At 60.8% G+C, this 19,836-nt stretch carries 18 protein-coding genes; 8 read left to right on the top strand and 10 right to left on the bottom strand.

Annotated elements, in window-relative coordinates; all coding sequences use genetic code 11:
* Genes FH975_RS13050 through FH975_RS13030 form a run of 5 tightly spaced genes read right to left on the bottom strand, consistent with a single transcriptional unit; the run spans position 1 to position 4,313 of the window.
* Complete coding sequence (locus FH975_RS13050; RefSeq protein WP_162321727.1) at positions 1–801, bottom strand: NAD(P)H-dependent oxidoreductase; 801 nt, start codon at positions 799–801, stop codon at positions 1–3.
* A 4-nt stretch (positions 802–805) separates the two neighbouring features.
* The gene (locus FH975_RS13045; RefSeq protein ID WP_162321726.1) at positions 806–1,729 is read right to left on the bottom strand and encodes a DUF4031 domain-containing protein; all 924 of its coding nucleotides are present in this window, start codon (positions 1,727–1,729) and stop codon (positions 806–808) included.
* Positions 1,730–1,772: 43 nt separating this feature from the next.
* Positions 1,773–3,077 (bottom strand): ABC transporter permease, encoded by a 1,305-nt coding sequence (locus tag FH975_RS13040; protein WP_162321725.1) that lies wholly within the window; start codon positions 3,075–3,077, stop codon positions 1,773–1,775.
* Positions 3,077–3,826: an ABC transporter ATP-binding protein gene (locus FH975_RS13035; protein WP_202923247.1), complete on the bottom strand. Its 750-nt coding sequence runs from the start codon at positions 3,824–3,826 to the stop codon at positions 3,077–3,079. Before FH975_RS13035 ends, FH975_RS13040 begins: the two co-directional genes overlap by 1 nt.
* Before the next feature lie 34 nt (positions 3,827–3,860).
* Positions 3,861–4,313 carry a hypothetical protein gene (locus FH975_RS13030; protein WP_162321723.1) on the bottom strand — a complete coding sequence of 151 codons (453 nt, stop codon included), beginning with the start codon at positions 4,311–4,313 and terminating at the stop codon, positions 3,861–3,863.
* 132 nt (positions 4,314–4,445) lie between these two features.
* On the opposite strand from FH975_RS13030, the gene FH975_RS13025 reads away from it, so the two are divergent.
* The 3 genes from FH975_RS13025 (at position 4,446) to FH975_RS13015 (ending at position 6,953) form a co-directional block, all read left to right on the top strand.
* Complete coding sequence (locus tag FH975_RS13025) at positions 4,446–5,654, top strand: sensor histidine kinase (protein ID WP_162321722.1); 1,209 nt, start codon at positions 4,446–4,448, stop codon at positions 5,652–5,654.
* Positions 5,651–6,322: a response regulator gene (locus FH975_RS13020; protein ID WP_162321721.1), complete on the top strand. Its 672-nt coding sequence runs from the start codon at positions 5,651–5,653 to the stop codon at positions 6,320–6,322. The genes FH975_RS13025 and FH975_RS13020 overlap by 4 nt, the downstream gene beginning before the upstream one ends.
* A 163-nt stretch (positions 6,323–6,485) precedes the next feature.
* Positions 6,486–6,953, top strand: coding sequence for a GNAT family N-acetyltransferase (locus tag FH975_RS13015; protein WP_162321720.1), 468 nt, complete (start codon positions 6,486–6,488; stop codon positions 6,951–6,953).
* A 61-nt stretch (positions 6,954–7,014) separates the two neighbouring features.
* Here the strand turns inward: FH975_RS13015 and FH975_RS13010 are convergent, their stop codons facing one another.
* The gene (locus tag FH975_RS13010; RefSeq protein WP_328821890.1) at positions 7,015–7,722 is read right to left on the bottom strand and encodes an aminoglycoside 3'-phosphotransferase; all 708 of its coding nucleotides are present in this window, start codon (positions 7,720–7,722) and stop codon (positions 7,015–7,017) included.
* Between the two features lie 254 nt (positions 7,723–7,976).
* On the opposite strand from FH975_RS13010, the gene FH975_RS13005 reads away from it, so the two are divergent.
* Entirely contained in the window at positions 7,977–9,533 is a 1,557-nt protein-coding gene (locus tag FH975_RS13005) for an MFS transporter (RefSeq protein ID WP_202923246.1), read from the top strand.
* A gap of 24 nt (positions 9,534–9,557) precedes the next feature.
* Here the strand turns inward: FH975_RS13005 and FH975_RS13000 are convergent, their stop codons facing one another.
* Together FH975_RS13000 and FH975_RS12995 are read right to left on the bottom strand one after the other, a co-directional pair.
* Positions 9,558–10,124: a TetR/AcrR family transcriptional regulator gene (locus FH975_RS13000; protein WP_162321718.1), complete on the bottom strand. Its 567-nt coding sequence runs from the start codon at positions 10,122–10,124 to the stop codon at positions 9,558–9,560.
* Positions 10,125–10,159: 35 nt separating this feature from the next.
* Positions 10,160–11,572: an MFS transporter gene (locus tag FH975_RS12995; RefSeq protein WP_162321717.1), complete on the bottom strand. Its 1,413-nt coding sequence runs from the start codon at positions 11,570–11,572 to the stop codon at positions 10,160–10,162.
* A 123-nt stretch (positions 11,573–11,695) separates the two neighbouring features.
* Between FH975_RS12995 and FH975_RS12990 the strand changes: the two genes are divergently transcribed.
* Together FH975_RS12990 and FH975_RS12985 are read left to right on the top strand one after the other, a co-directional pair.
* Positions 11,696–12,325, top strand: a complete 630-nt coding sequence (locus tag FH975_RS12990; protein ID WP_153078647.1) for an NADPH-dependent FMN reductase — start codon at positions 11,696–11,698, stop codon at positions 12,323–12,325.
* Entirely contained in the window at positions 12,322–13,887 is a 1,566-nt protein-coding gene (locus FH975_RS12985; protein ID WP_162321716.1) for an MFS transporter, read from the top strand. The genes FH975_RS12990 and FH975_RS12985 overlap by 4 nt, the downstream gene beginning before the upstream one ends.
* Here FH975_RS12985 and FH975_RS12980 read toward each other — a convergent pair.
* Positions 13,874–16,891 carry a BTAD domain-containing putative transcriptional regulator gene (locus tag FH975_RS12980; RefSeq protein ID WP_162321715.1) on the bottom strand — a complete coding sequence of 1,006 codons (3,018 nt, stop codon included), beginning with the start codon at positions 16,889–16,891 and terminating at the stop codon, positions 13,874–13,876. The genes FH975_RS12985 and FH975_RS12980 overlap by 14 nt on opposite strands.
* A 48-nt stretch (positions 16,892–16,939) precedes the next feature.
* Here FH975_RS12980 and FH975_RS12975 point away from each other — a divergent pair, with 48 nt between their 5' ends.
* Together FH975_RS12975 and FH975_RS12970 are read left to right on the top strand one after the other, a co-directional pair.
* Complete coding sequence (locus FH975_RS12975; RefSeq protein ID WP_153078650.1) at positions 16,940–17,944, top strand: aldo/keto reductase family protein; 1,005 nt, start codon at positions 16,940–16,942, stop codon at positions 17,942–17,944.
* Positions 17,945–18,044: 100 nt separating this feature from the next.
* Positions 18,045–19,055, top strand: coding sequence for a hypothetical protein (locus FH975_RS12970; RefSeq protein ID WP_162321714.1), 1,011 nt, complete (start codon positions 18,045–18,047; stop codon positions 19,053–19,055).
* Here the strand turns inward: FH975_RS12970 and FH975_RS12965 are convergent.
* Positions 19,052–19,828, bottom strand: a complete 777-nt coding sequence (locus tag FH975_RS12965) for a winged helix-turn-helix transcriptional regulator (protein WP_153078652.1) — start codon at positions 19,826–19,828, stop codon at positions 19,052–19,054. The genes FH975_RS12970 and FH975_RS12965 overlap by 4 nt on opposite strands.
* Positions 19,829–19,836 lie beyond the last annotated feature (8 nt).

The raw sequence follows: 19,836 nt of genomic DNA, 5'->3' as shown, positions 1-19,836 counted from the left end.
TCACCGGCACATTCGACGGGACGGCTGTCCATCCTCGCGGTGGACGGAAAGTCCCGATTCTCCAGGCCATATGTCCGGCACCAACTCCCACTGGTCAGTGTACTGACCAGTGAATTGGGGACGGTAGGGAATCGGCACCTCCGAAAAGAGAGAATCCAATCGACTGATGAGGCTGACCAACACGCTGGAATAATTCTCGGTGAAGTCCGCACTGGGCAGCGCCCAGGGTTTCAATGCGTTCATGCCGGTGTAGGCGAAGGTGCCGTGCAGTAGGCCGAACAGCAGCTCCTCGATCTCGCCGCTCTTCCCGCGCGGTCCGATCGAAGCCGGCCGATCCCCCAGGGTGACGGCCACCAGCGCACGCTTTCCTAAGAAGGGCCCCTGTTCGTAGCGGAGACGCTGGCCAGACTCAACGTCCTTGCCGAAGGCGAAGCCGCTGATGAAGATACGGTCGAACCATCCCTTGAGGATCGCCGGCATGCCGTACCACCACAGCGGAAACTGCACGATGACAGCATCCGCTCTGATGAGCTTCTCCTGCTCCGCCACCACATCTTCGGGCAGCCTCCCTTCCCGATAGGCCTGCCGAACGTCCCCCGTCACGTGGAACCGCTCCCCTTCGGGGAGACCCGCGTCCGCTCGTTGAACAACAGGATTCCAGCTCATCGCGTAGAGGTCTGATTCAAGCACCGTATGCCCGGTTGACCGCAGATGAGCGATCCCGTCCCGCCGCAGGCTCCCGTTCAGTGACTTAGGCTCCGGGTGCGCACTCAACCAGAGAACTGTTTTCGACTCAGACATGGGACTATTCTGCCCGCTCAAACTCGTTCAGTTCAGCCTCAACATTGCGCCGAGCCGCGGCTTCCCAGAGGAGAGAACCAGACCTGGTATGGAACAGTCGCGGGGCTTTGAGCAGTGTGCGCAGCACCGCAGCGCGGCCGCGAGCGAAGTCGTTGTCGCTGACGTGGGCATAGTCGGATCGTACCTGGGCAACATAGCGGACGTACTCAGCACGGGGGCGGCCGAGGACCTCCAAATCCGCGTCTGTCAGCACCGCTCCGGTGAGATCGCCCTCCTGTGGCGAATGAGTAGCGGTGAGCCTCACCAGCCGAGCAACCTCCGCGACCTCCACTTCGGGCAATAGTCCGCCCAGCTTCCACAGCGCCAAGTGAGCTGAATCCTCCTCATCCTTGCCCGCCCTGCCGGCATAGACTGCATCGTGGAACCAAGCCGCCAGCTCCACGAGTCGGTGCTCTGATCCAGGTAGTTCACCAGATCGTTCCAGAAGTCTGCTGGCCCGGAGTACCGATGAAAGATGGGGCAATGCGTGGTAATGACGGTGCGGTTCACTCCAGCGGGCCAATAGGTCGTGACCTACTCCCGCCCAAGCATCTCGCATGGCGTCGCTATCGGTATGGCCTCCTAGCTTCTGCCAGCGACGAAACAGGCCACCGCGCAACTTTTCCGGGCGTTCCCGCGCCTTTATCCGGAGACCGGAAGCCGCCAAGATGCGCGCCAGCTCATGGCCACTCACCGGCACAGCACCCAGCTGGACTAGGTCCTCGAACCGGTGTGCCGGAACGTCGTAGTGGTCGCGGTCATAGGCGCGTTCGCTGATTCCTGCATTGCTGGCAAAGGCGTGCAGCTCATGCAGCGAGTCATCCGAGATGACGTGCGAAAACAGGGTCCCGTGGGCTGGCCATGCCGGGGGATCGATAAAGATCGTCATAGCCTCCGACTATAGGTGGCTTATCCGATCGTCCTTCCGGTCCCTATTCGTAGCGCAGAGCCTCGATGGGGTCCTTCTTCGCTGCCCGCCAGGCTGGCAGAGTGCCCGCGATAAAGGCGATGATCAGAATCAGGGCAACCACCATCAGCAACGGAACCGGTGCTACCTCGTAGAGTGTGAGTCCCACGACATCACTGAGCGGACCGTCGGTGAGTATCCGATTGCCGATCACACCAGTCAACACCCCGCCTGCGATGCCGATGGCAGCGCCCATGATGCCCAACATGATCGCCTCGGCGGAGAACAGACTGAAAACTCGTGCCCGGCTCAGACCGAGAGCCTTCATCAGGCCGATTTCGCGGGTGCGTTCCTGCACCGACATCAGCAGAGTATTGACGATCCCGAAGCTGGCGGCAAGCAGGGCGATCAGGCCGAAACCTCCGATCACCCAGGTCACCGCGTCGATGAGGCCTTGAATCTGCCCCATCTGGTCCTCCGCCGTGATGCCTTGGTATCCGGCTTCCTCCAGGTCAGCCTTGATGGCCTGCTCGTTCTCCTCGAGGTTCTCGACGTCAACAATCGCTTGGACGTAAACAGGGTCCGGCGTCTGCTCCAACCCATGCTGATTGAGATCGTAAATATGCTGATAGAGACTCATGGATGGCATCGGTGTGCCGCCAACGCCACTGATGGCTTCCTGAGACACTCCACTGATCGTCACCTCGACGGTCTCAACGCCGCCGATGGCATTCGGGACCCCTAGGTCAACCACTTCCCCGACGACAGAGTTAGCCTCAGCCTCTTCCAAACCGAAGGCTTCCAACCATTTCTCCGGAATAGTCATTTCCGTTTCACCGGCCGTGGCAACCTCGCCTGCTGTCAGATGCATGGCATCACTGATGGAGGGGAAACCGATCTCCTGGAGCTCATACGCATCTGAGGCGGATGTTTCCACATATTCAGTCTGGACGCTCAGTACCGGATAAACCTCGGTGACACCATCAATCTGCTCAAGGGTGGTGATGTCATCATCGTCGAGAGCGCCACCGGCCATCATGTCGCGGAAAAAGTCGCCCTCGCCGGCATCCTGCCGAGCCTGCGGGTCGTATTCGGTCAGCTCACTGTCGGAGTCAGCATCCGCCTCAGGTGCAGCAGAGACGAACATCTGATCCAGCTGCCCATAGTCCGAGGCAACGTTGTCCACGAACTTGCCAACACCGGCCCCGATCCCCATGGTCAGAGCCAGGGTGAAGGCACCCACCACGATAGCCAGCACAGTGAAGAAGGTGCGCAGTTTAGACCGCAGTGTATTGCCGACCGCGGTACGAGTAACGTCAATGGCACGCATCAGGCAGCACCACCTTCACTGTTGTTCACCGCCGTGTGAGCACCCGGCTCTTCGGAGAGGATCTCGCCGTCCTGCATGATGAGCCGGCGCTGGCACTTGGCAGCGAGGTCTTCGTCGTGAGTGACGATCACTAAGGTGATGCCGTGGTGAGCGTGCAGCCCAAAGAGGATGTCCTCTACGGTCTCGCTGGTGGCGGAATCGAGGTTGCCGGTGGGCTCATCGGCGAAGATCACTGTTGGGTTGCTGATCAATGCCCGGGCGATGCACACCCGCTGCTTCTGCCCACCTGAGAGATCGGTGGCCTTGTTTTTGGCCTTGGAATCCATCTCCAACTGACGGAGGACTTCCATACCGCGTCTGTTCCGCTCAGATCTTCCTACACCGGCGATCTTCAGCGGAAGAGTCACGTTCTCCAGGACCGTCTGGTTGGGGTTGAGGAAGAACTGCTGAAAGATGAAGCCGAATGTCTCATTCCGCAGGGTCGAGATGTGTTGTGGCTTCAGATCGTTGACCTGCTCCCCTTCAAGACAGACCGTGCCGGAGCTCGGTCTGTCCAGCAGAGCGAGCACGTGCATCAGAGTGGATTTTCCAGATCCGGATTTTCCGATCACGGCGACCGATTCGCCGTGGTCGATTTCGCAGCTCAGACCCTTCAGCGCGTGGAAACGCGCAGGGCCGCGCCCGTAGGTCTTTCCCACGTTCTCCGTCTGGAGAACTGGTACTTCTGTGTCAATGACAGAGGTGGACATGGGCATTTCCTTTCGAGGGGAGGTATTGCGTGGACTATCTGTTGGAGGTGCTGAGCAGAGCACGGGTACCCAGAGCGATGCCGCCGGTGACTGCGCCCCAGACTGCGTTGACCAGCAGTACTGTGGGGATGGCGATTGGGTGGGCGAAGGGGCCTTGCAGCTCTCCTTCGAGAATCGGAGAGAGTACGGCGGAGAGCACCATGCTCAGCACTGCGTACGCCAGTCCGGCCAGTACGAGGGTGAGAAAAGGCCGTTGGACTTTGGCGAGGACGACCACGGTGATCCAGACAGCTGAGATCACCACAGTGGCACCGATGGCCAACATTCCCTTCTGGATGCCTCCGGCGTCGTCCGTGATGCCGGTGATGTGCATCAATGGCCGTATCAGGGCGATGCTTCCAAGCAGGAGGATGAGTTTCCACGGAAGCGGTGCACGCGGTTGTGCCGTGGATGATGAATGGACCGGTGAATCATATGCCTTGTTCATGTCTTCGACGCTACGGAGCAGGCTCCAGCGCGCACATTCGTCCTGCGTCTCTGTCTAGGGTCGTCACAGTGCGTATGCCGCAGTCGCCTCTCCGCGACTGCGCAGCACTGCCGGTCTTCATAGACTGACCTCATGTCCTTCGACGATCGTTCCGGTCCCGACCCGAACACACGTATCCACCAATGGCTGTTCGATGCAGTGCTCGGCGTGGCTGTCTTCGGTGTCGTGGCCGGGACGATCACGGCCAATATTGATGGCGACCGCGACCCAGAGTCGCTGGCGTACCTGTGGGCGTTCGTACTGGGAGGACTCATGCTGGTGCGCCGTCGGTGGCCGCTGGCGGTGCTGACCCTGACCGTCCTCGGGCTCTGGGCCTACTATGCCGCCGGTTACCCAGCCATCGGGTTGAGCGTTCCTACTGCCGCCGCACTGTTTTCAGCTGCGGAGTTCCGCCGGGTGTTGTGGCCAGTCTCAGCTGCAGTGTTTCTGCTCACCGGCAGCTATTTCTACAGACTGGCCATCGCTGGACAGGATCCCACTCGAGTAGTCGGATACGAGCTCGCCGGCCATGTGGCGTTAATGACTGCTGCGATCGCTCTGGGGATCAGCATGCGCCTGCGCAGGGACCTGCGGCGCAGCAGCCGGAAACTGGTGGAGGCGACAGCTGAACGGGAACGAAGCCAGGCCGCTGCGGCCATCGCCACCGAGCGTGCAGATATCGCCAGGGAGCTGCACGACTCTCTCGGACATCGCACCACGGTCATCTCTATGCATGCCGATGTGGCCCGCGAAGCTCTAGATCGGGATCGGCAAACAGCCGTTCACGCCCTCGAAGTGGTCAAGAGCACCAGCAACGAGATGATGGAGGAGATGCGATCGACCGTCCGGATGCTGCGCCGCAGTGAAGACCCGCGTGGTCCTGTGTCTCTTGCCACGCTGGAGGATCAGGTGTTCTCTCACCTGCCCCTGACTGTGACGGCGAAAATCCAGGCCCAGGACGATGAGGGCAATGCTCCCTCCCAGGCGGTACAGATTGCCGCGTACCGAATCGTCCAAGAAGCGCTGACCAATGTGGTCAGACACTCTGCGGCGGAAACGGCCGAAGTATCGGTCCGGCACACCGACGCTCAGCTGAGGGTCAGCGTGCGTGATCCAGGCCCTGCGGCATTGGGCTCCGATGAAATTGCAGTGGACTCCGGAACCAGACTGGGGCTTTACGGAATGAGAGAACGGGCGGAGGCTCTCGGAGGAAGGTTCACCGCCGGAAGGTGGCACGAAGGTTTCGAAGTTCGCGCAGTCCTTCCCACTGCCGTGGTCTCTGCGGGGGAGAAAGACCAATGATCTCTGTGATGATCGCCGACGACCAGGACCTAGTACGTGCCGGACTCCGGTCTCTGCTGACCAATGATCCGGAAATCAGCGTGGTGGCTGAGGCTCGCACTGGCAAAGAAGCTGCACGAACGGTGACATCTCACCGCCCCGACGTCGTGCTCATGGACCTCCGCATGCCAATCATGGACGGGATCGAAGCTACCCGTCAGATCTGTGCAGACCCAGTTGCAGCTGGGACACGAGTCGTGATTCTCACGACCTTCGACGATGACCAGGACATCATCGACGCCATCCGTGCCGGTGCCGCTGGTTACCTACTCAAGGACACCGGTTCCGAGGAGCTTCGTGCCGCGGTACGGACTGCCGCAGAGGGAGGTAACCTGCTGACCCCATCGATTGCTCGGAAAGTTATGGAGCATGTTGCCGCTGCACCCCAACCAGATGACACAGAGGAAGTAGACCTCAGCGCACTGACGGAGCGGGAGGTGGAGGTCCTCACTCGCATCGCCCACGGTGACACCAATGCAGAGATCGGTGCCGCCTTGTATCTCAGTCCAGCCACCGCCCGGACCTACGTCAGCAGGATCCTCAGCAAACTCCAGGCCCGGGACCGAACAGAACTGGCTATCCTCGCCCACCTCGCCGGACTCCACCGACGAAACTCTCAAACCGGATGAGCCGGGACGTGCGAAAACAGGGTCCCGTGGGCTGGCCATGCCGGGGGATCGATAAAGATGGCCATCGATGCAGACTACAAAAGCACAGCATGATCACGACGATCCTGCCGAATCTGAGCGCATTCGTGATTCTGTCGTAACAATCGCGGGAGAACATTGCATCATGAAAATCATCCCTGGCGACCTGGACGCTCCCGCTGTACGGACTCTCATCTCCGAACATCTCCAGGACATGCGTGCCAACTCCCCCGCGTGCAGCATCCACGCCCTGGACCTCTCGGAACTGCGTAGCCCAAGACTCTCGTTCTGGACGGTATGGGACGACGACGGCATTCATAAGCGCCTTGCTGGCTGCGGGGCACTGAAGGAGCTGGACGGAGAAGGGGAGATCAAGACGATGCGGACAGTCCGCACTATGCGAGGCCGGGGTGCAGCGCGTTTCATGCTCGAACATATCGTCAGCGAGGCGCGTGCTCGGAACTTTTCACGAGTGAGTCTGGAGACAGGCAGCCAGGACTTCTTCCACCCTGCCCGGTCTCTCTACGCTGCCCACGGTTTCACAACATGCCCTCCTTTCGGTGACTACACCGAAGATCCCAACAGCGTGTTCATGACCCTGCCGCTGCGCTAGGACCACCCTGGAAAACCGGTGCAGACGCCCCGGGAAGGGTTGAGCTCCAGTTCGGCGGCCTTCACCGGGGCTCGTCCCAGAGCTTGCGGTAGGCGCGAATGCGCTCGGCATCAGGTTGCACACCATAGACCTCGAAGAACAGACCGTCATAGCTGCGGCCAAAGTTAATGTCCCAACTGATGCTGTAGGTGGCAATTGCCAAGTCTGCCCACCGGTCGCTGACCCCGAGTTGGGCCAGGTCTACGAGCCCGGCGAAGTACCCGTGGTCGTCAATAAGGGTATTCGGCACACACGGATCCCCGTGGCAGACCACCAGCTGATCGACTTCCGGGATCCTGTGCTGCTGCCGTGCTGACCATGTCCCTGGATAGGGACAATCCTCCACAGGAATAGCATCGTGCAGCTGCCGCAAGCCGCTGGCGATCGCTGCTACCGTCGTCTCCGCATCCGCGCGCCAGCGAGCACTATGAACAGCCGACTGCCCGGGTATCCCCTCGGTGACCAACCAGGCAGCGTCGTCGTTCTCCCCTTGGTCCAAGACTTCCGGCACCGTGATATAGCGCCCTGCCCAGGCGAGTTTCTCCGCCTCCACTGCAAGGTCTACATCAGCCCAGTGACTGGAGGCCACCCCGGCATGTGGTTGCCATTTCACGAAGCGGGTACCTCGCCTGTCTCTCAGCCGGAATGTGAGACCGTCCAGGTCATTGCGCCACACAGGCTCCACAGTGGCCCCTTGCGCGAATTCCAAAACCTTGTGAGGTATCTCCACGGGTCCGTCAAGAAGGTCACGAAACAGGGAAAATCACCTCCTGATGGAACACGTAGAGCCCTTTGCCGAATGTCACGATTTTTCTCTATTGTGGCGAGCCTGCTCGTGACGTTCCGGACTCTTTGCATGCAGCGCTGAGTGCATCGAGGGCGACGACACCGCAGACCTCTGCCGGAATGTTACCGGAGCTTTTCTGAAGCCGGGACTGCTGAACATCAGTGTGTACAGACGCAACTCGCTGATAGGACATGCCCGTGAGATCCGAATCCTCCCCCAGCACGCAGACTTCCCAGCCCCATCACGCAACCGCCAAAGAATGGGCCGGCCTGGTGCTGCTTTCCCTACCAATGATCGCCCTGGCCACCGACCTCACGGTACTGTTCTTCGCGTTGCCCACACTGAGCGCTGATCTGGAACCTAGTGCAAGCCAAACTTTGTGGATCACACATGTATACGGCTTTCTGATTGCGGGGTTCCTTGTCACCGCTGGTCGCGTGGGTGATTGGGTCGGACCACGGCGACTGCTGCTGATCGGCTCCGCTGTATTCGCCGGGCTCTCAGTTGTCGCAGCCTTCTCCACCAGCCCGGAAATGCTCATTGCGGCTCGAGCTGCCCTCGGCATCGCAGGGGCCACCCTGATGCCTTCGCTGTTTTCGTTACTGCGCACCATGTTCCGAGATGATCTGCAACGTCGCACAGCGATCGCAATCATGTTCAGCGCTTTCACCGTCGGCGGCGCAATCGGTCCGGTACTCGGCGGCGCCCTGCTGGAGTTCTTCTGGTGGGGATCGGTATTTCTCATCAATGTGCCTCCCATTGTGCTGCTGGTGATCGGTGGAAAGTTCCTGTTGCCCGAACGTGCCGAACGCAACCGTGCCCGCATCGACCTTGTCTCTGTCGGACTCTCTGTGGCCGGGATGCTGGCGATTGTCTTCGGGTTCCAAGAGTTGGCGGCCAGTTCAGACAACGACGGCGCTACCTGGCCTTATGTGCTGAGCATCGCTCTCGGGGCAATGCTGATGGGGGTTTTCGTCGTGCGGCAGCTGCGTCTGACTGCGCCGCTCTTCGACATGACGTTGCTGAAGAACCGGCCGACCGCTGTTTCCCTGGTCACGCTGCTGCTGATCGGCACCACCGTGACAGGCCTGTTCTACCTCTTTACCCAGCACTTGCAGTGGGTCGGTGGTCTCACCCCACTGCATGCCGGACTCTGGACTCTGCCATTCATTGTGCTCAACATCGCCGGAGCGCTGATAGCTCCCACCCTCACCCGTCATCTACGCCCAGCCACGGTTGTCATCGGCGGACTCCTGGTCGCCGCAACTGGGGCCGCGTTCCTCGCATTGTTCACAGGAGTCGGCGTTGGATTTCCTGGTCTGGTAACAGCGATCTCAATCATTGGTCTGGGACAAGGCGCAGCGGGGGCGCTGCTTTCCGATCTGATCATCTCCAGCGCCCCGGAAGATAAGACCGGTTCAGCTGCTTCAGCTCAAGAGGTCGGAGGCGAGCTGGGCAGCGCTCTCGGCATTGCCGTCGGTGGGGCCATCAGCATTCTGGCCTACCGGCACCGACTGGCCGGGACACTCCCGGAGGAGGTGCCTGCAACGGTCGAGGAATCTGCCCAGGCCAGCATTCACCGAGGAGTCGAAACCGCAGACGGCCTCGCCGCAGAATACCCCGAACTGATGGGAGCCATCCACAATGCCTTCAGCTATGGGGTGCAGAGCTACGCGGGACTCGCCAGCCTTCTGCTCATCCTGACCGCGGGCCTGGTGATAGTCACCTTGGCGAAGCCACGCACACCAGCCTGAAACTCAGGCCATGTTCATCCACATTCAGGCGGCGATGGTGTGTTTCAGCACAGCGTAGATTTGGTCGGTTTCGGGGGGCACATCTCCAATGAGGATGGCGGCGCAGAGACCATCTGCTGCAGCGACTAGCGCCTTAACCGCGTTCTCGGAATCCGTCAGCGTTCTGCCCAGTTCGGCCACATCCTCACGCCAGCCCCGAGCCACTGGCCGCAGAGCTTCCCTCCGCGCGGCAAGGGTACAGAGTTCACGTTCAGCCAGTGCCCGCTCCCGGCCGGGCCCGGCAGTCTCAGAGATGAGCTGGGCCAGTCTGGGCAGCTTCTCGTCGTCGCTGTCAATTATCTGCCGGATACGCGCGGTGTATTCCTCCGCCACACTGGTGAGAGCAGCAACCAGCAAATCATCGAGAGTGTCAAAATAATAGGTGCTCAGACTGGTGGGGATACCGGCTTCCTTCGCAACAGTGCGATGAGTTACACCAGCGGCTCCATCGCGATTTACCACCGCCAGAGCAGCTTCGATGATCTGCGCCCGCCGCCTTTCACCGCGTGCTTTGCGGCCGTCTGAACTCTTGACGTCCTCATTGATGATCATGTTGCCTCCTGACTACCCCAGGGTAGTCGAGAGAACTACCGTCCGAGTGGCGGAATGTGGCGAAGCGCGACCACGCAAAGCAGCGCACCGAGAAAGACAACAGCGCCCCCAACCGCAGACGCTACATTCATTCCGTCGGTAAAAGCACCTGCACCTCCACCACCACCCAGCGCGACTGCAGTGGCTAGACTCCCAAGAACAGCCACTCCGAACGCGACGCCTAGTTCCTGGACAGTCTCTGACATGGCCGCGGCAGACCCGGATTTATTAGCCGGGGCGGCCCCTACCACCATGTCGGTTCCCAACGCGGCAATCGCACCGAGACCCAGGTAAACGAACCCGAATCCAGTCACCCCCACAACCTTCTGCCCCGGCCCTGCTGCGGCTAGAAGTCCGTACCCGAGCGTCGAAATCGCCAGCGTAAGAGCCATCACGACCCCCGGACGGAATCGTCGGGCAATGATCGGTGCGGTAGTGGCAGCGGCGAACATCGCCAAGGCGGGTGGACCCATCCATAGTCCAGCCACAATCGGTGTCAGCTCCTCGACAAATTGGAGGTACTGGGTCACCAGATACATGGTTCCACCCACTCCAACGAGGCCAATCAACAAAACCGCGAGCGCAGCAGAGTAGGCACGTTCGGAGAATAGTGTTACATCCAACAGTGGCGCGGTGAGTCGTCGCTGCCGGCGCACAAACACCACACCGACACCGATCCCGAGAGCCAGCAGCAGCACCGGGCGGACCCCCGGTCCATAGGCGGCCACCTCCTTCACTGCGTATACGACGGGCAAGATAGCCGCCAGTGACAACGCCCCGCTGATTACGTCGAGGCGCTGGGCGCTGGAATCTGCGAACTCCGGCAACAGAGCAGGGGCACCAACGAGGACGAGCAACGCAATCGGCACGGCAATGAGGAATGCTGCACCCCACCAGAACTGATCGGCCAGTAACCCACCGACGATGGGCCCCGCCGCCATGCCGAAGGCGAACATGGTAGCCCACACGCCTATCGCCACGGCTCTCTGGCGCACGTTGACGAACATGGCGGAAATCAGCGACAAGGTGGAGGGCATCAGCGTCGCACCGGCGATACCCAGTAATGCGCGGGCCAGGATCAACAGCTCTGCACTGGGCGCGAATGCGGCAAAGACTGATGCCGCCGCGAACGCCAATGCGCCGATTTTCAGAAGGCGGCGGCGACCAATCCGATCCCCCACAGTTCCCATGGTGATCAAGAAGCCGGCAATAAAGAATCCATAAGCGTCCAAGATCCACAAAGTCTGAGTTGCACTGGGTTCCAGGTCAGAAACCAGGCTCGGTAAAACCAGATATAGGACGGTGACGTCCAAACCCAGAAGCAACGTAGGTAGCGCCAGTAGCCCGAGTCCGGCCCACTGGCGGGCACCGGCAGTCTCTTGGTGCTCTGATACGGAGACGATATTCATAGTTGAACGATAGTACTACTTGTACGTTGGTTCAACTATATTTCGGAGCATTCTCGGAACCTTTCCGGAACGGCGGCGACCAATTATGAGAGTGCACAGAACGCGCACCGAATGGAGAAAGTCATGTCTACCCCCACTCTCGCAATCGTTGTCGGAAGCATCCGACCGGACCGATTCGGCCCCACCCCCGCGCGCTGGTTCGCGGCTGAGGCACGACGCCACGGCGCCTTCACGGTCGACCTCATCGACCTTGCGGACTACGACCTTCCGTTGGAACTCACAGGCAATGACCCAGAGGCAGAACCCCCCGCCCCGGTCACGAAACTTGGCAATCGTTTGGCAGCAGCCGATGCCTTCGTGCTCGTCACACCGGTGTATAACCGCAGCTATTCAGCCGCACTGAAAACTGCCATCGATTGGTTCTACGGCGAATGGGCACTGCGCCCAGTGTCGTTCATTTCCTACGGGGGCCTCACTGGCGGGTTGACTTCCATCGAGCATCTACGAGGCATCTTTCCTGAGTTCCCGGCGGTCACTACCAAGAGTTTCATCGCCCTGGCGAACTTCTGGAAGACCTTCGATCACGACGGCCGGCCGGTAGACACCGAACGGTTGCGCGCACCAGCCACCGAGGTTCTGGATGAGCTCGCCTGGTGGGCGCCGATGCTTCGTGAAGCTCGTAGACACCGCCCCTACCCAGGTATGGACTTCGACCTGGCGACTGCCGAGCAGGATCAGGAAGTTTCGGTATGAACACCCACGACACAAAGGACACCGTGACACACGACCACCACGAAGCCTCCGACAATCACACTCCCCGCGCATCCAAGAGACAGTGGGCGGGACTGATCATCATGGTCATTCCGCTGTTTATGCTCTCAACTGACATCACTGTGCTGTATCTGGCGATGCCCGCGATCACCGCCGACCTCATGCCTGTCGGGGCTCAATCGCTGTGGATTTTGCATATCGGTGAGTTTCTCAGTGCAGCAACCATCATTACCTTCGGCCTACTGGCCCGACGCGTGGGAGCGCGTCGACTCCTATTGGGCGCAGTCGCGGTATACGGGGTGGCGTCACTGATCGCAGCCTACGCCGTCAACGCTGAGATGCTCATCGTCGGTCGCGCGTTATTGGGGATCGCTGCTGCAGCCTTCACTCCGGCAGGGATGGTCCTGATCCGCAGGGCCTTCAGAAACCCCAAGCAGTACAACGTGGCCTTCGCCGCTTATATGGCCGCATTTGCCGGCGGCATGGCAGCCGGCCCACCCTTCGGCGGACTGATCTTGGAGTACTTCTGGTGGGGCGCCGTCTTCCTCATCAACGTACCCATCGCAGCAGTGCTACTTATCGGAGGGCCGTTCCTGCTGGAACGCAATCATGCTGATCGCCAAGTGCGCATCGACACGCTCTCAGTGGTCCTCTCCATCGCCACGATCCTCGCCTTGGTTTACGGACTTCAGGAGTTGGCAGCAGGAGGCTTTGCCGGCCTGCCTTTGGCCTCCGCCGGTGTAGGAATTGGGCTGCTGCTGCTATTCATCCGCCGCCAGCGCACCAGCTCGAACCCGCTGCTGGAGCTAGCGCTGTTCCGCAACGGCACCTTCCGTCTCATGCTCATCCTGATCTTCACTGCCATGTTCGGTATGACTGTGGCCGATATGCTGCTGCCTCAGTACCTCCAGCTGGTCCGTGGTATGAGCCCGCTGCAGACCGGGCTACTGCTGCTGACTCCAGCATTGGGGGCTACTGCGGGCACGATGCTCACACCGATTCTGGCGGGGGCGCGGAGAAAGGCCCTGCCCTTGGCAGCGACTGTGGCGATCGCAGGCACTGTGTCGGGCTTCCTGGTGTTGATGCTGCCTGACGGAAGCCTGCTGAGCATCATTACCGCACTGACCTTGATTTCGATCGCGGGCGCCCCCTTCATGACACTGGTATCCCAGATGCTCATCAGTGCCGTCCCAGAGGAGAAAACCGGCTCGGCCACCGCTGTCCAAGATGTCACCGCGGGGCTCGGCATGGCCTCCTCGCTGGCCTTCCTGGGCGCGGGCGCGCTGGTGGTCTATCGGAGGGTTCTCGCTACCCAAGTCGACGGTGAGGTTCCCGCAGAGGCCGTTGACGCCGCCGGCGAAAACTTTGGAATTCCGACGTCGGTGGTTCGAGACCTCAGCTTGGATGAGGGGGCCCTGCTTGTATCAGCGGCGGAGACCGCGTTCACCACCACTACTCAGTCCGGGTACTTGGTCTACGCTGTCTTCAGCGTGGTTCTGGTCTCAATGGTGCTGCTGCTGCGCCGATTCGTCAGGATCGGTTGAGCTGCAGACCGGCCGGCAGTGACTCTTCACCGAGGAATCGAGCAAGCCCTCGGCGGGCAACTGCTCGATCCTCGGCGGAGAGCTCGTTGAGGATTTGTGCAGCGCGCTCCTGCTCTCCCCTGGTGTGCGCCACTACGGCTTCCATCGCCTCGATCGAGGCCGTAGCGAAGACGAAGGCGGTACTCTGAGTGAGTTCGCGGGCGCGCTCCAAGTGTGATTCAGCCGTTGCGAGATCCCCCTTTCGCAGCGCATTGACCGCCTGCACCGATCGCCAATAGGCAACCTCCCCATTGAGCCCTAGGCCAGCACTGAGATCTGCGGCCTGGTTGGTGAGCTCGAGGGCAAGCTCAGTACGGCCTTCGGCCTCGGCGAGCAGATGCTGAACTGCGAGCACCTGAGTCAGGCCGTAAGCATCGCCGTGGTCGCGGAGAATGCGCTCAGGGTTGTGTCCATCCGGCAACCCTTTCGGCGCAGCCCCCCAGTACTCCAGGAGAAACCAGTCCCGCTGGGTAGAGGCGAAGGCAGCTGCTGCGATCTCACCCGCGCTGAGCAGGTGCTGAATAGATTCATCAGCCAGGCGCTCGCCCAGTTTCCGATGTTCCTCATCGGCTAGCAGGCACGTCGCCGCGAACCATTGGACTTGCATTTTTGCCAACTGCCCGGACTCATCATCAGAGAATCTGCCCAAAGAGGCCACAACTCGCTCGACACGCCCCTCCATCTGCTGGTCTTCCAGCACTGCGGCGAGCACCGCCACTTGGGCATAGGCGTGGCGATCAGCAGGCATTTCTCCGCAGCCAGCGCAAGCCACCACCGCGGGTAGCTCTTCGACCAGGGAATCGATGTGGCCAGTCATCCACCGGTACCAGAACGTGTTCAGAACCAGGGCCACAGCGGCATCGCCGTCCCCGCTGTGCAACGCCTCATTCAGCGCATGTGACAGGTGCGGTCGAACGTCACCGAGCGAACGCACCCAATCCCTAGCGCGGGGACCGAAGAGGTATTCTCTGGCGCACTCGACGAAGTTCCGGAAGTAAGAGAGGTGTCGCAATGCCACGGCTTCCCGCTCTCCGGACTCCGCCAACTTCTCAAAGGCGTAGGTTCCGACGGTCTCGAGCAATCGGTACCTCACCTCGCCGTCGACGTTCACCGTCGATACCAGGCTGCGTTCTACGAGGCGGGCCAAAGTCGGCAGAATTCGCCCACGGGGTAAGACCCGACGCGGGCCAACAGCGGCACTTTCCTCAGCGGCGGGTTCTCTCATCAGCGATGGATCTGGTGGAGAATCGGCGCAGATCGTCTCCATTACATCGAGCTTCCATGTGACGGGGTGCACGGAGAGTCGGCGCAGCAGGATGCGCTCCTGTTCATCCAACAAAGACCAGCTCCAGTCCAACATGCCCCTAAGCGTCTGCTGCCTCCGTGGAGCAGCACGGCCTGGCCTGGACAACAGGTCCAGTCTGTCTGTAATCCGGTCCAGGAGCTCGGCCACCGAGAGCACGTTGGTGCGCGCTGCGGCCAACTCCAAGGCCAGAGGGAGCCCGTCCAGGCGCCTGCATAGCTCGGAGGCGGCTTCTAAGCTAACCCTGTCGGCGGTCAGCTCGGGGTTCACAGTGCGCGCCCGAGAGTAGAAAAATTCCACGGCCGGACTGGTGCCTCCGTTGACCGGGAGGTGTGGCACCACATATCGCTGTTCCTCAGGAAGAGCCATCGGTTCCCGGCTCGTGGCAAGTATGCGCAGGCGGGGCACACGCACCAACAGCTGACTCGCCAGCATCGAGGCCTCGTCGATGACATGCTCGCAATTGTCAAACACCAGCAGAGCGTCGCGGTTCTCGAGCGCAGCCGCGATGCGCGCAGTGAGGTCTCCGGTCCCCTGCCGTGGAGTTGAAAGGTTGAGCGCACCCGCCACCACGCGCGCCACGCGGTCCCCGGGCTCTTGCATCGCTTCTGAGCTGCGCCCTGGGATCTCTGCGAGATCCACAAACCATGCATCAGATCGACGGTGGTCTACGACGGTTTCGGCGGCTCGGACTGCTAAGCGCGTTTTGCCGATGCCACCGATCCCCAGCAGCGTCACCAATCGGTGGTGAATAAGGAGGTCGTGGACGGCCTTGACCTCATCAGTACGGCCGAGGAATGGTGAGGCGTATGCGGGCAGCCGACTCGCGCCCACGGGTGCGCTTGAGTCCAGCTCAGCGGTTGGCGGCTGAGCTGTTTCCGCGTCCGGCTCTCTGGCTTGGTCTACCAGTTCGTCGAGTCCAGGGTCCTGTCTCAGGATTTTTATGTGCAGGTCTCGGACATCCGTGGCAGGGTCGATTCCGTACTCCTCTGCCAAATGGCTGCGCAACCGCTCGTAGGCTGCCAATGCATCGGGTTGGCGCCGACTGCGGTAATAGGCCTGCATCAGTGCCGCCACGAGCCGTTCTCTCGCTGGGTGCTCCGCTATATACGGCGCACCCAAAGAGACAGCCTCCTGAGCCTCTCCCACGGCGGTCAGGGCTTCGACGCAAAGTTCGACAGCCTGCAGGCGCACCTCCATCAACTCAGCAACATCAGATGCGAGCCATAGTTCGTCGCGAAACTCGCCATAGGCCGGTCCACGCCAGGACTGCAGGGCGCCTCTCAGCAATCGGACTCGGTTTTGGTCAGCGGGCAAGCCAGCGGCTTCCCGGACAGAGCGACGAAAGGCGGCGGCGTCGAACGTCTCTGCTGACACCGAGAGGGAGTAGCCTCCGGCCGAGCGCACGAGTGCCTCCCGACCGCCTGCCGAGGCCGAGTCCAAGAGCGCCCGCAGTTGAGAGAGCTTGGCTTGCAGGACCCTCCGGGGGTTGGCAGGCAGTTCTTCTCCCCAGATCCGGTCGATCAGGGCATCAGCGGCGATGGTCTCTCCACTAGCAGCGGCTAGACACACCAGTAATGCGCGGACCTTGCGCTCGGGCACATCCACGACGTCGCCGTCGTCGCCCCGAAGAGTGACCGGACCCAGTACCTCAATCCTCATAATCCGATTCTATGGCTCTCGTCTCTACGCACCGATAGGGTGGGAGCCATGGAATTTCGATACTTGGGCAACAGCGGACTAAAGATCTCCGAAATCACCTATGGCAATTGGCTGACGCACGGGTCACAGATTGAAAACGACGTTGCCACCGAGTGCGTTCACGCCGCTCTTGACGCCGGTGTCACCACTTTCGACACTGCGGATGTCTACGCCAACACAGTCGCTGAGCAGGTTCTCGGTGACGCTCTGCGGGGGCAGCGGCGGGAGTCGTTGGAGATTTTTACCAAGGTCTACTTCCCTACCGGCCCCAAAGGCCCCAATGACACCGGTCTTTCCCGTAAGCACATCATGGAGTCGATCAACGGTTCGCTGGAACGGTTGAACACCGACTACGTGGACCTCTACCAGGCCCATCGGTTCGACCACGAGACCCCGCTGGAAGAGACGATGCAGGCCTTCGCCGATGTGGTTCGCTCCGGTAAGGCTCTCTACATTGGCGTTTCCGAGTGGACGGCGGATCAGCTGAGGGCAGGCCATGCGCTCGCCAAAGACCTGGGATTCCAGCTCATCTCAAATCAGCCGCAGTACAACATGTTGTGGCGGGTCATCGAGCCTGAAGTCGTTCCTGCTTCCGAGGAGTTGGGCATCAGCCAAATTGTCTGGTCCCCCATTGCGCAGGGTGTCCTCACCGGAAAATACTTGCCCGGAGAGCCGTTCCCGGAGGGCTCTCGCGCCTCAGACGCTGATGGTGGCGCGCGCTTCATTGAGCGGTATCTCAATGAGGAAATCCTTGAAGCCGTCCAGAAACTCAAGCCTATCGCTGAGGACCACGACCTGACCCTCGCCCAGCTGGCCATCGCGTGGGTACTGCAGAACCCCAATGTCGCATCGGCCCTAGTGGGGGCATCACGGCCCGGTCAGATCGCCTCCAACGTTGCTGCTGCTGGCGTGAGTCTGGACTCTGCTGCCATGGAGTCTATCGACGCGGTGGTGGGCCATCTGGCTCAAGATGATCCGGCCCTGACTAAGTCACCGGAAGAGCGCCTCACGTAATTCAGACTCCCTCTAATCGCTGCTGACCTGCCGTTTTGTAGCATGCCCTACACTTGGCCTTGTGGTTTCTGGAAAGGCAGGGGGATCCACAGTGTCTCCCGTGCGCATTTTTACTGCCCTCACCCTCGCGGCCGGGCTCATGCTGGGCACTGCCAGCATCTCTTTCGCATCCCCTGAATCGAAAGAGACCGAAGAGGCTGACATGGTCGAACGGACAAGCATCCCGACGCAGGGAACTGACGACGCCAACGACTCAAGTCCAACTCCTTCACCTACGGAGACGGCGACTTCCCCTTCACCTACCGAGACGGCCACCGCCGAACCTACACCGACTCCCACGGAGACGGAGTCAGACCACGACCTGAATAATGGCGACCCAGATGGAGAAGATGGAGAGACTACCTCTCCTCCGCCAATGCCGCCTGTAGAAGTGTCTTGCAACAACACTCGCGTGACAGCAGGCCAAACGGCGTTCGTCACTTGCAGCACTGACCCCTCCTCAGCAACTCTGTCAGTCAGCACCGTGTCTCAGATTGGCGCGACAATCGAGGTCAGCGGCAAACAATTGGCGTACCTCGCTCCATCCGATACTGCAGACAGCACAACAGACGACATCACCGTCATCGCCACCACTCCCGACCGTGAAGACGGCAGAACGCAGGTCACGGTCACAGTGGAACCAGCCACGGAAGACGTAGCCCCGCCCACACCGACGATGACTTCACCTCCTGCGACGAGTCCGGCAGAGGAGGAGACATTCCCAATGGATGAAACAGGACAGTCACTCCGAGAGGAATCCGCGACATCTGAGCAGGCCAGCCCACCAACGAATGTTGCGGCACCACCTCCGGGGGCGCCAACACACCGCGAGCATCAGACCCCTGCGGGCTCGCTGATGCTACCGGTGCCGGGGATGCCGAGTTTGCCTGAGCTAGCGATCCTGGGCACCGGCCCTGTCAACACCGACACCTCACGTGAGCCAGCGACCGATCAATACCCTGAGGCGCTTGCCACCAGCGGCTCCTATGCGGCCCTCAGCGCTGGAGTATTGGGGGGACTCGCCATCGCAATGGGCGCAGGGGCACTCTTCACCTCTCGGCGACTGCGCTAGGGTCCCGACGCCTCTCCTGTAGCCTCGGCTTCAGCTGGCCGTGCCGGACGCAGCACATAACCTGCTCCCCGCACCGTGTGAATCATGCGTGGCATGCCCGCTTCGATCTTCTTCCGCACGTAGCTGACGTAAAGCTCAACAATATTGGCCTGTCCGGCAAACTCGTACTCCCAGACCTCTTGCAGAATCTGCGACTTGGGGAGCACTGTGCGCGCGTGACGCATCAGAAGCCGAAGTAGCCGGAATTCGGTATCTGAGAGATCAATGTCTCTGCCCGCACGGGTGACGGTGCGGATTGAGGTGTTCAGCTCCAAATCACCCACAATAAGCCGCTCCCCATCCCGTTGAGCCGGAAGCCGGCCGGTGAGGAAGTGGAGGCGTCTGAGGGACTCTTCGACCGCGATGGAGCCCACCATGTGGTCATCGACGGGGTGACAGAGAGTCAGAATGTCTTCCTGGGGGGCATCTGCATCAAACCATGCCAGTACCGCGGTGTCGTCGCTCCCCGAGCGGAGGTCATCGACGACGTCCTCAAGCGCGGGCGCACGTCTCGCCAGCCTGGCGTCAACGACTAATAGGGCCGGTGCTTCTTCAGCATGGAGCTGTCGGGCCTCATCACCACTGGCCGACTGCAGCACTTTCACGTCCAGACTGCGCAATCGTTGGGTGAGTTCGTTCCGCGCCGGGGAGGGCCCACCAAGGATAAGCACGGGTGAACTGATGTGCAGTGGCTGGGCAGACTCAGAGGGAGCGGGGTCGTCCCTGCCTTCCATGCGAGTCC

The sequence above is a fragment of the Nesterenkonia haasae genome, from assembly GCF_010119385.1.
In the GTDB taxonomy this organism is placed as follows: domain Bacteria; phylum Actinomycetota; class Actinomycetes; order Actinomycetales; family Micrococcaceae; genus Nesterenkonia; species Nesterenkonia haasae.
The sequence above is the reverse complement of the archived record's forward strand: the minus strand, read 5'-3'. Positions and strand labels throughout refer to the sequence as shown.

Excerpts from the sequence above, each read along its gene's own strand:
- FH975_RS13030 (WP_162321723.1), bottom strand. The coding sequence starts at position 4,313 with ATGAACAAGGCATATGATTCACCGGTCCATTCATCATCCACGGCACAA.
- FH975_RS13020 (WP_162321721.1), top strand. The coding sequence starts at position 5,651 with ATGATCTCTGTGATGATCGCCGACGACCAGGACCTAGTACGTGCCGGA.
- FH975_RS13045 (WP_162321726.1), bottom strand. The coding sequence starts at position 1,729 with ATGACGATCTTTATCGATCCCCCGGCATGGCCAGCCCACGGGACCCTG.
- FH975_RS12980 (WP_162321715.1), bottom strand. The coding sequence starts at position 16,891 with ATGAGGATTGAGGTACTGGGTCCGGTCACTCTTCGGGGCGACGACGGC.
- FH975_RS12990 (WP_153078647.1), top strand. The coding sequence starts at position 11,696 with ATGTCTACCCCCACTCTCGCAATCGTTGTCGGAAGCATCCGACCGGAC.
- FH975_RS13025 (WP_162321722.1), top strand. The coding sequence starts at position 4,446 with ATGTCCTTCGACGATCGTTCCGGTCCCGACCCGAACACACGTATCCAC.
- FH975_RS13040 (WP_162321725.1), bottom strand. The coding sequence starts at position 3,077 with ATGCGTGCCATTGACGTTACTCGTACCGCGGTCGGCAATACACTGCGG.
- FH975_RS12995 (WP_162321717.1), bottom strand. The coding sequence starts at position 11,572 with ATGAATATCGTCTCCGTATCAGAGCACCAAGAGACTGCCGGTGCCCGC.
- FH975_RS12965 (WP_153078652.1), bottom strand. The coding sequence starts at position 19,828 with ATGGAAGGCAGGGACGACCCCGCTCCCTCTGAGTCTGCCCAGCCACTG.
- FH975_RS13015 (WP_162321720.1), top strand. The coding sequence starts at position 6,486 with ATGAAAATCATCCCTGGCGACCTGGACGCTCCCGCTGTACGGACTCTC.
- FH975_RS13050 (WP_162321727.1), bottom strand. The coding sequence starts at position 801 with ATGTCTGAGTCGAAAACAGTTCTCTGGTTGAGTGCGCACCCGGAGCCT.
- FH975_RS12985 (WP_162321716.1), top strand. The coding sequence starts at position 12,322 with ATGAACACCCACGACACAAAGGACACCGTGACACACGACCACCACGAA.
- FH975_RS12975 (WP_153078650.1), top strand. The coding sequence starts at position 16,940 with ATGGAATTTCGATACTTGGGCAACAGCGGACTAAAGATCTCCGAAATC.
- FH975_RS13035 (WP_202923247.1), bottom strand. The coding sequence starts at position 3,826 with ATGTCCACCTCTGTCATTGACACAGAAGTACCAGTTCTCCAGACGGAG.
- FH975_RS13000 (WP_162321718.1), bottom strand. The coding sequence starts at position 10,124 with ATGATCATCAATGAGGACGTCAAGAGTTCAGACGGCCGCAAAGCACGC.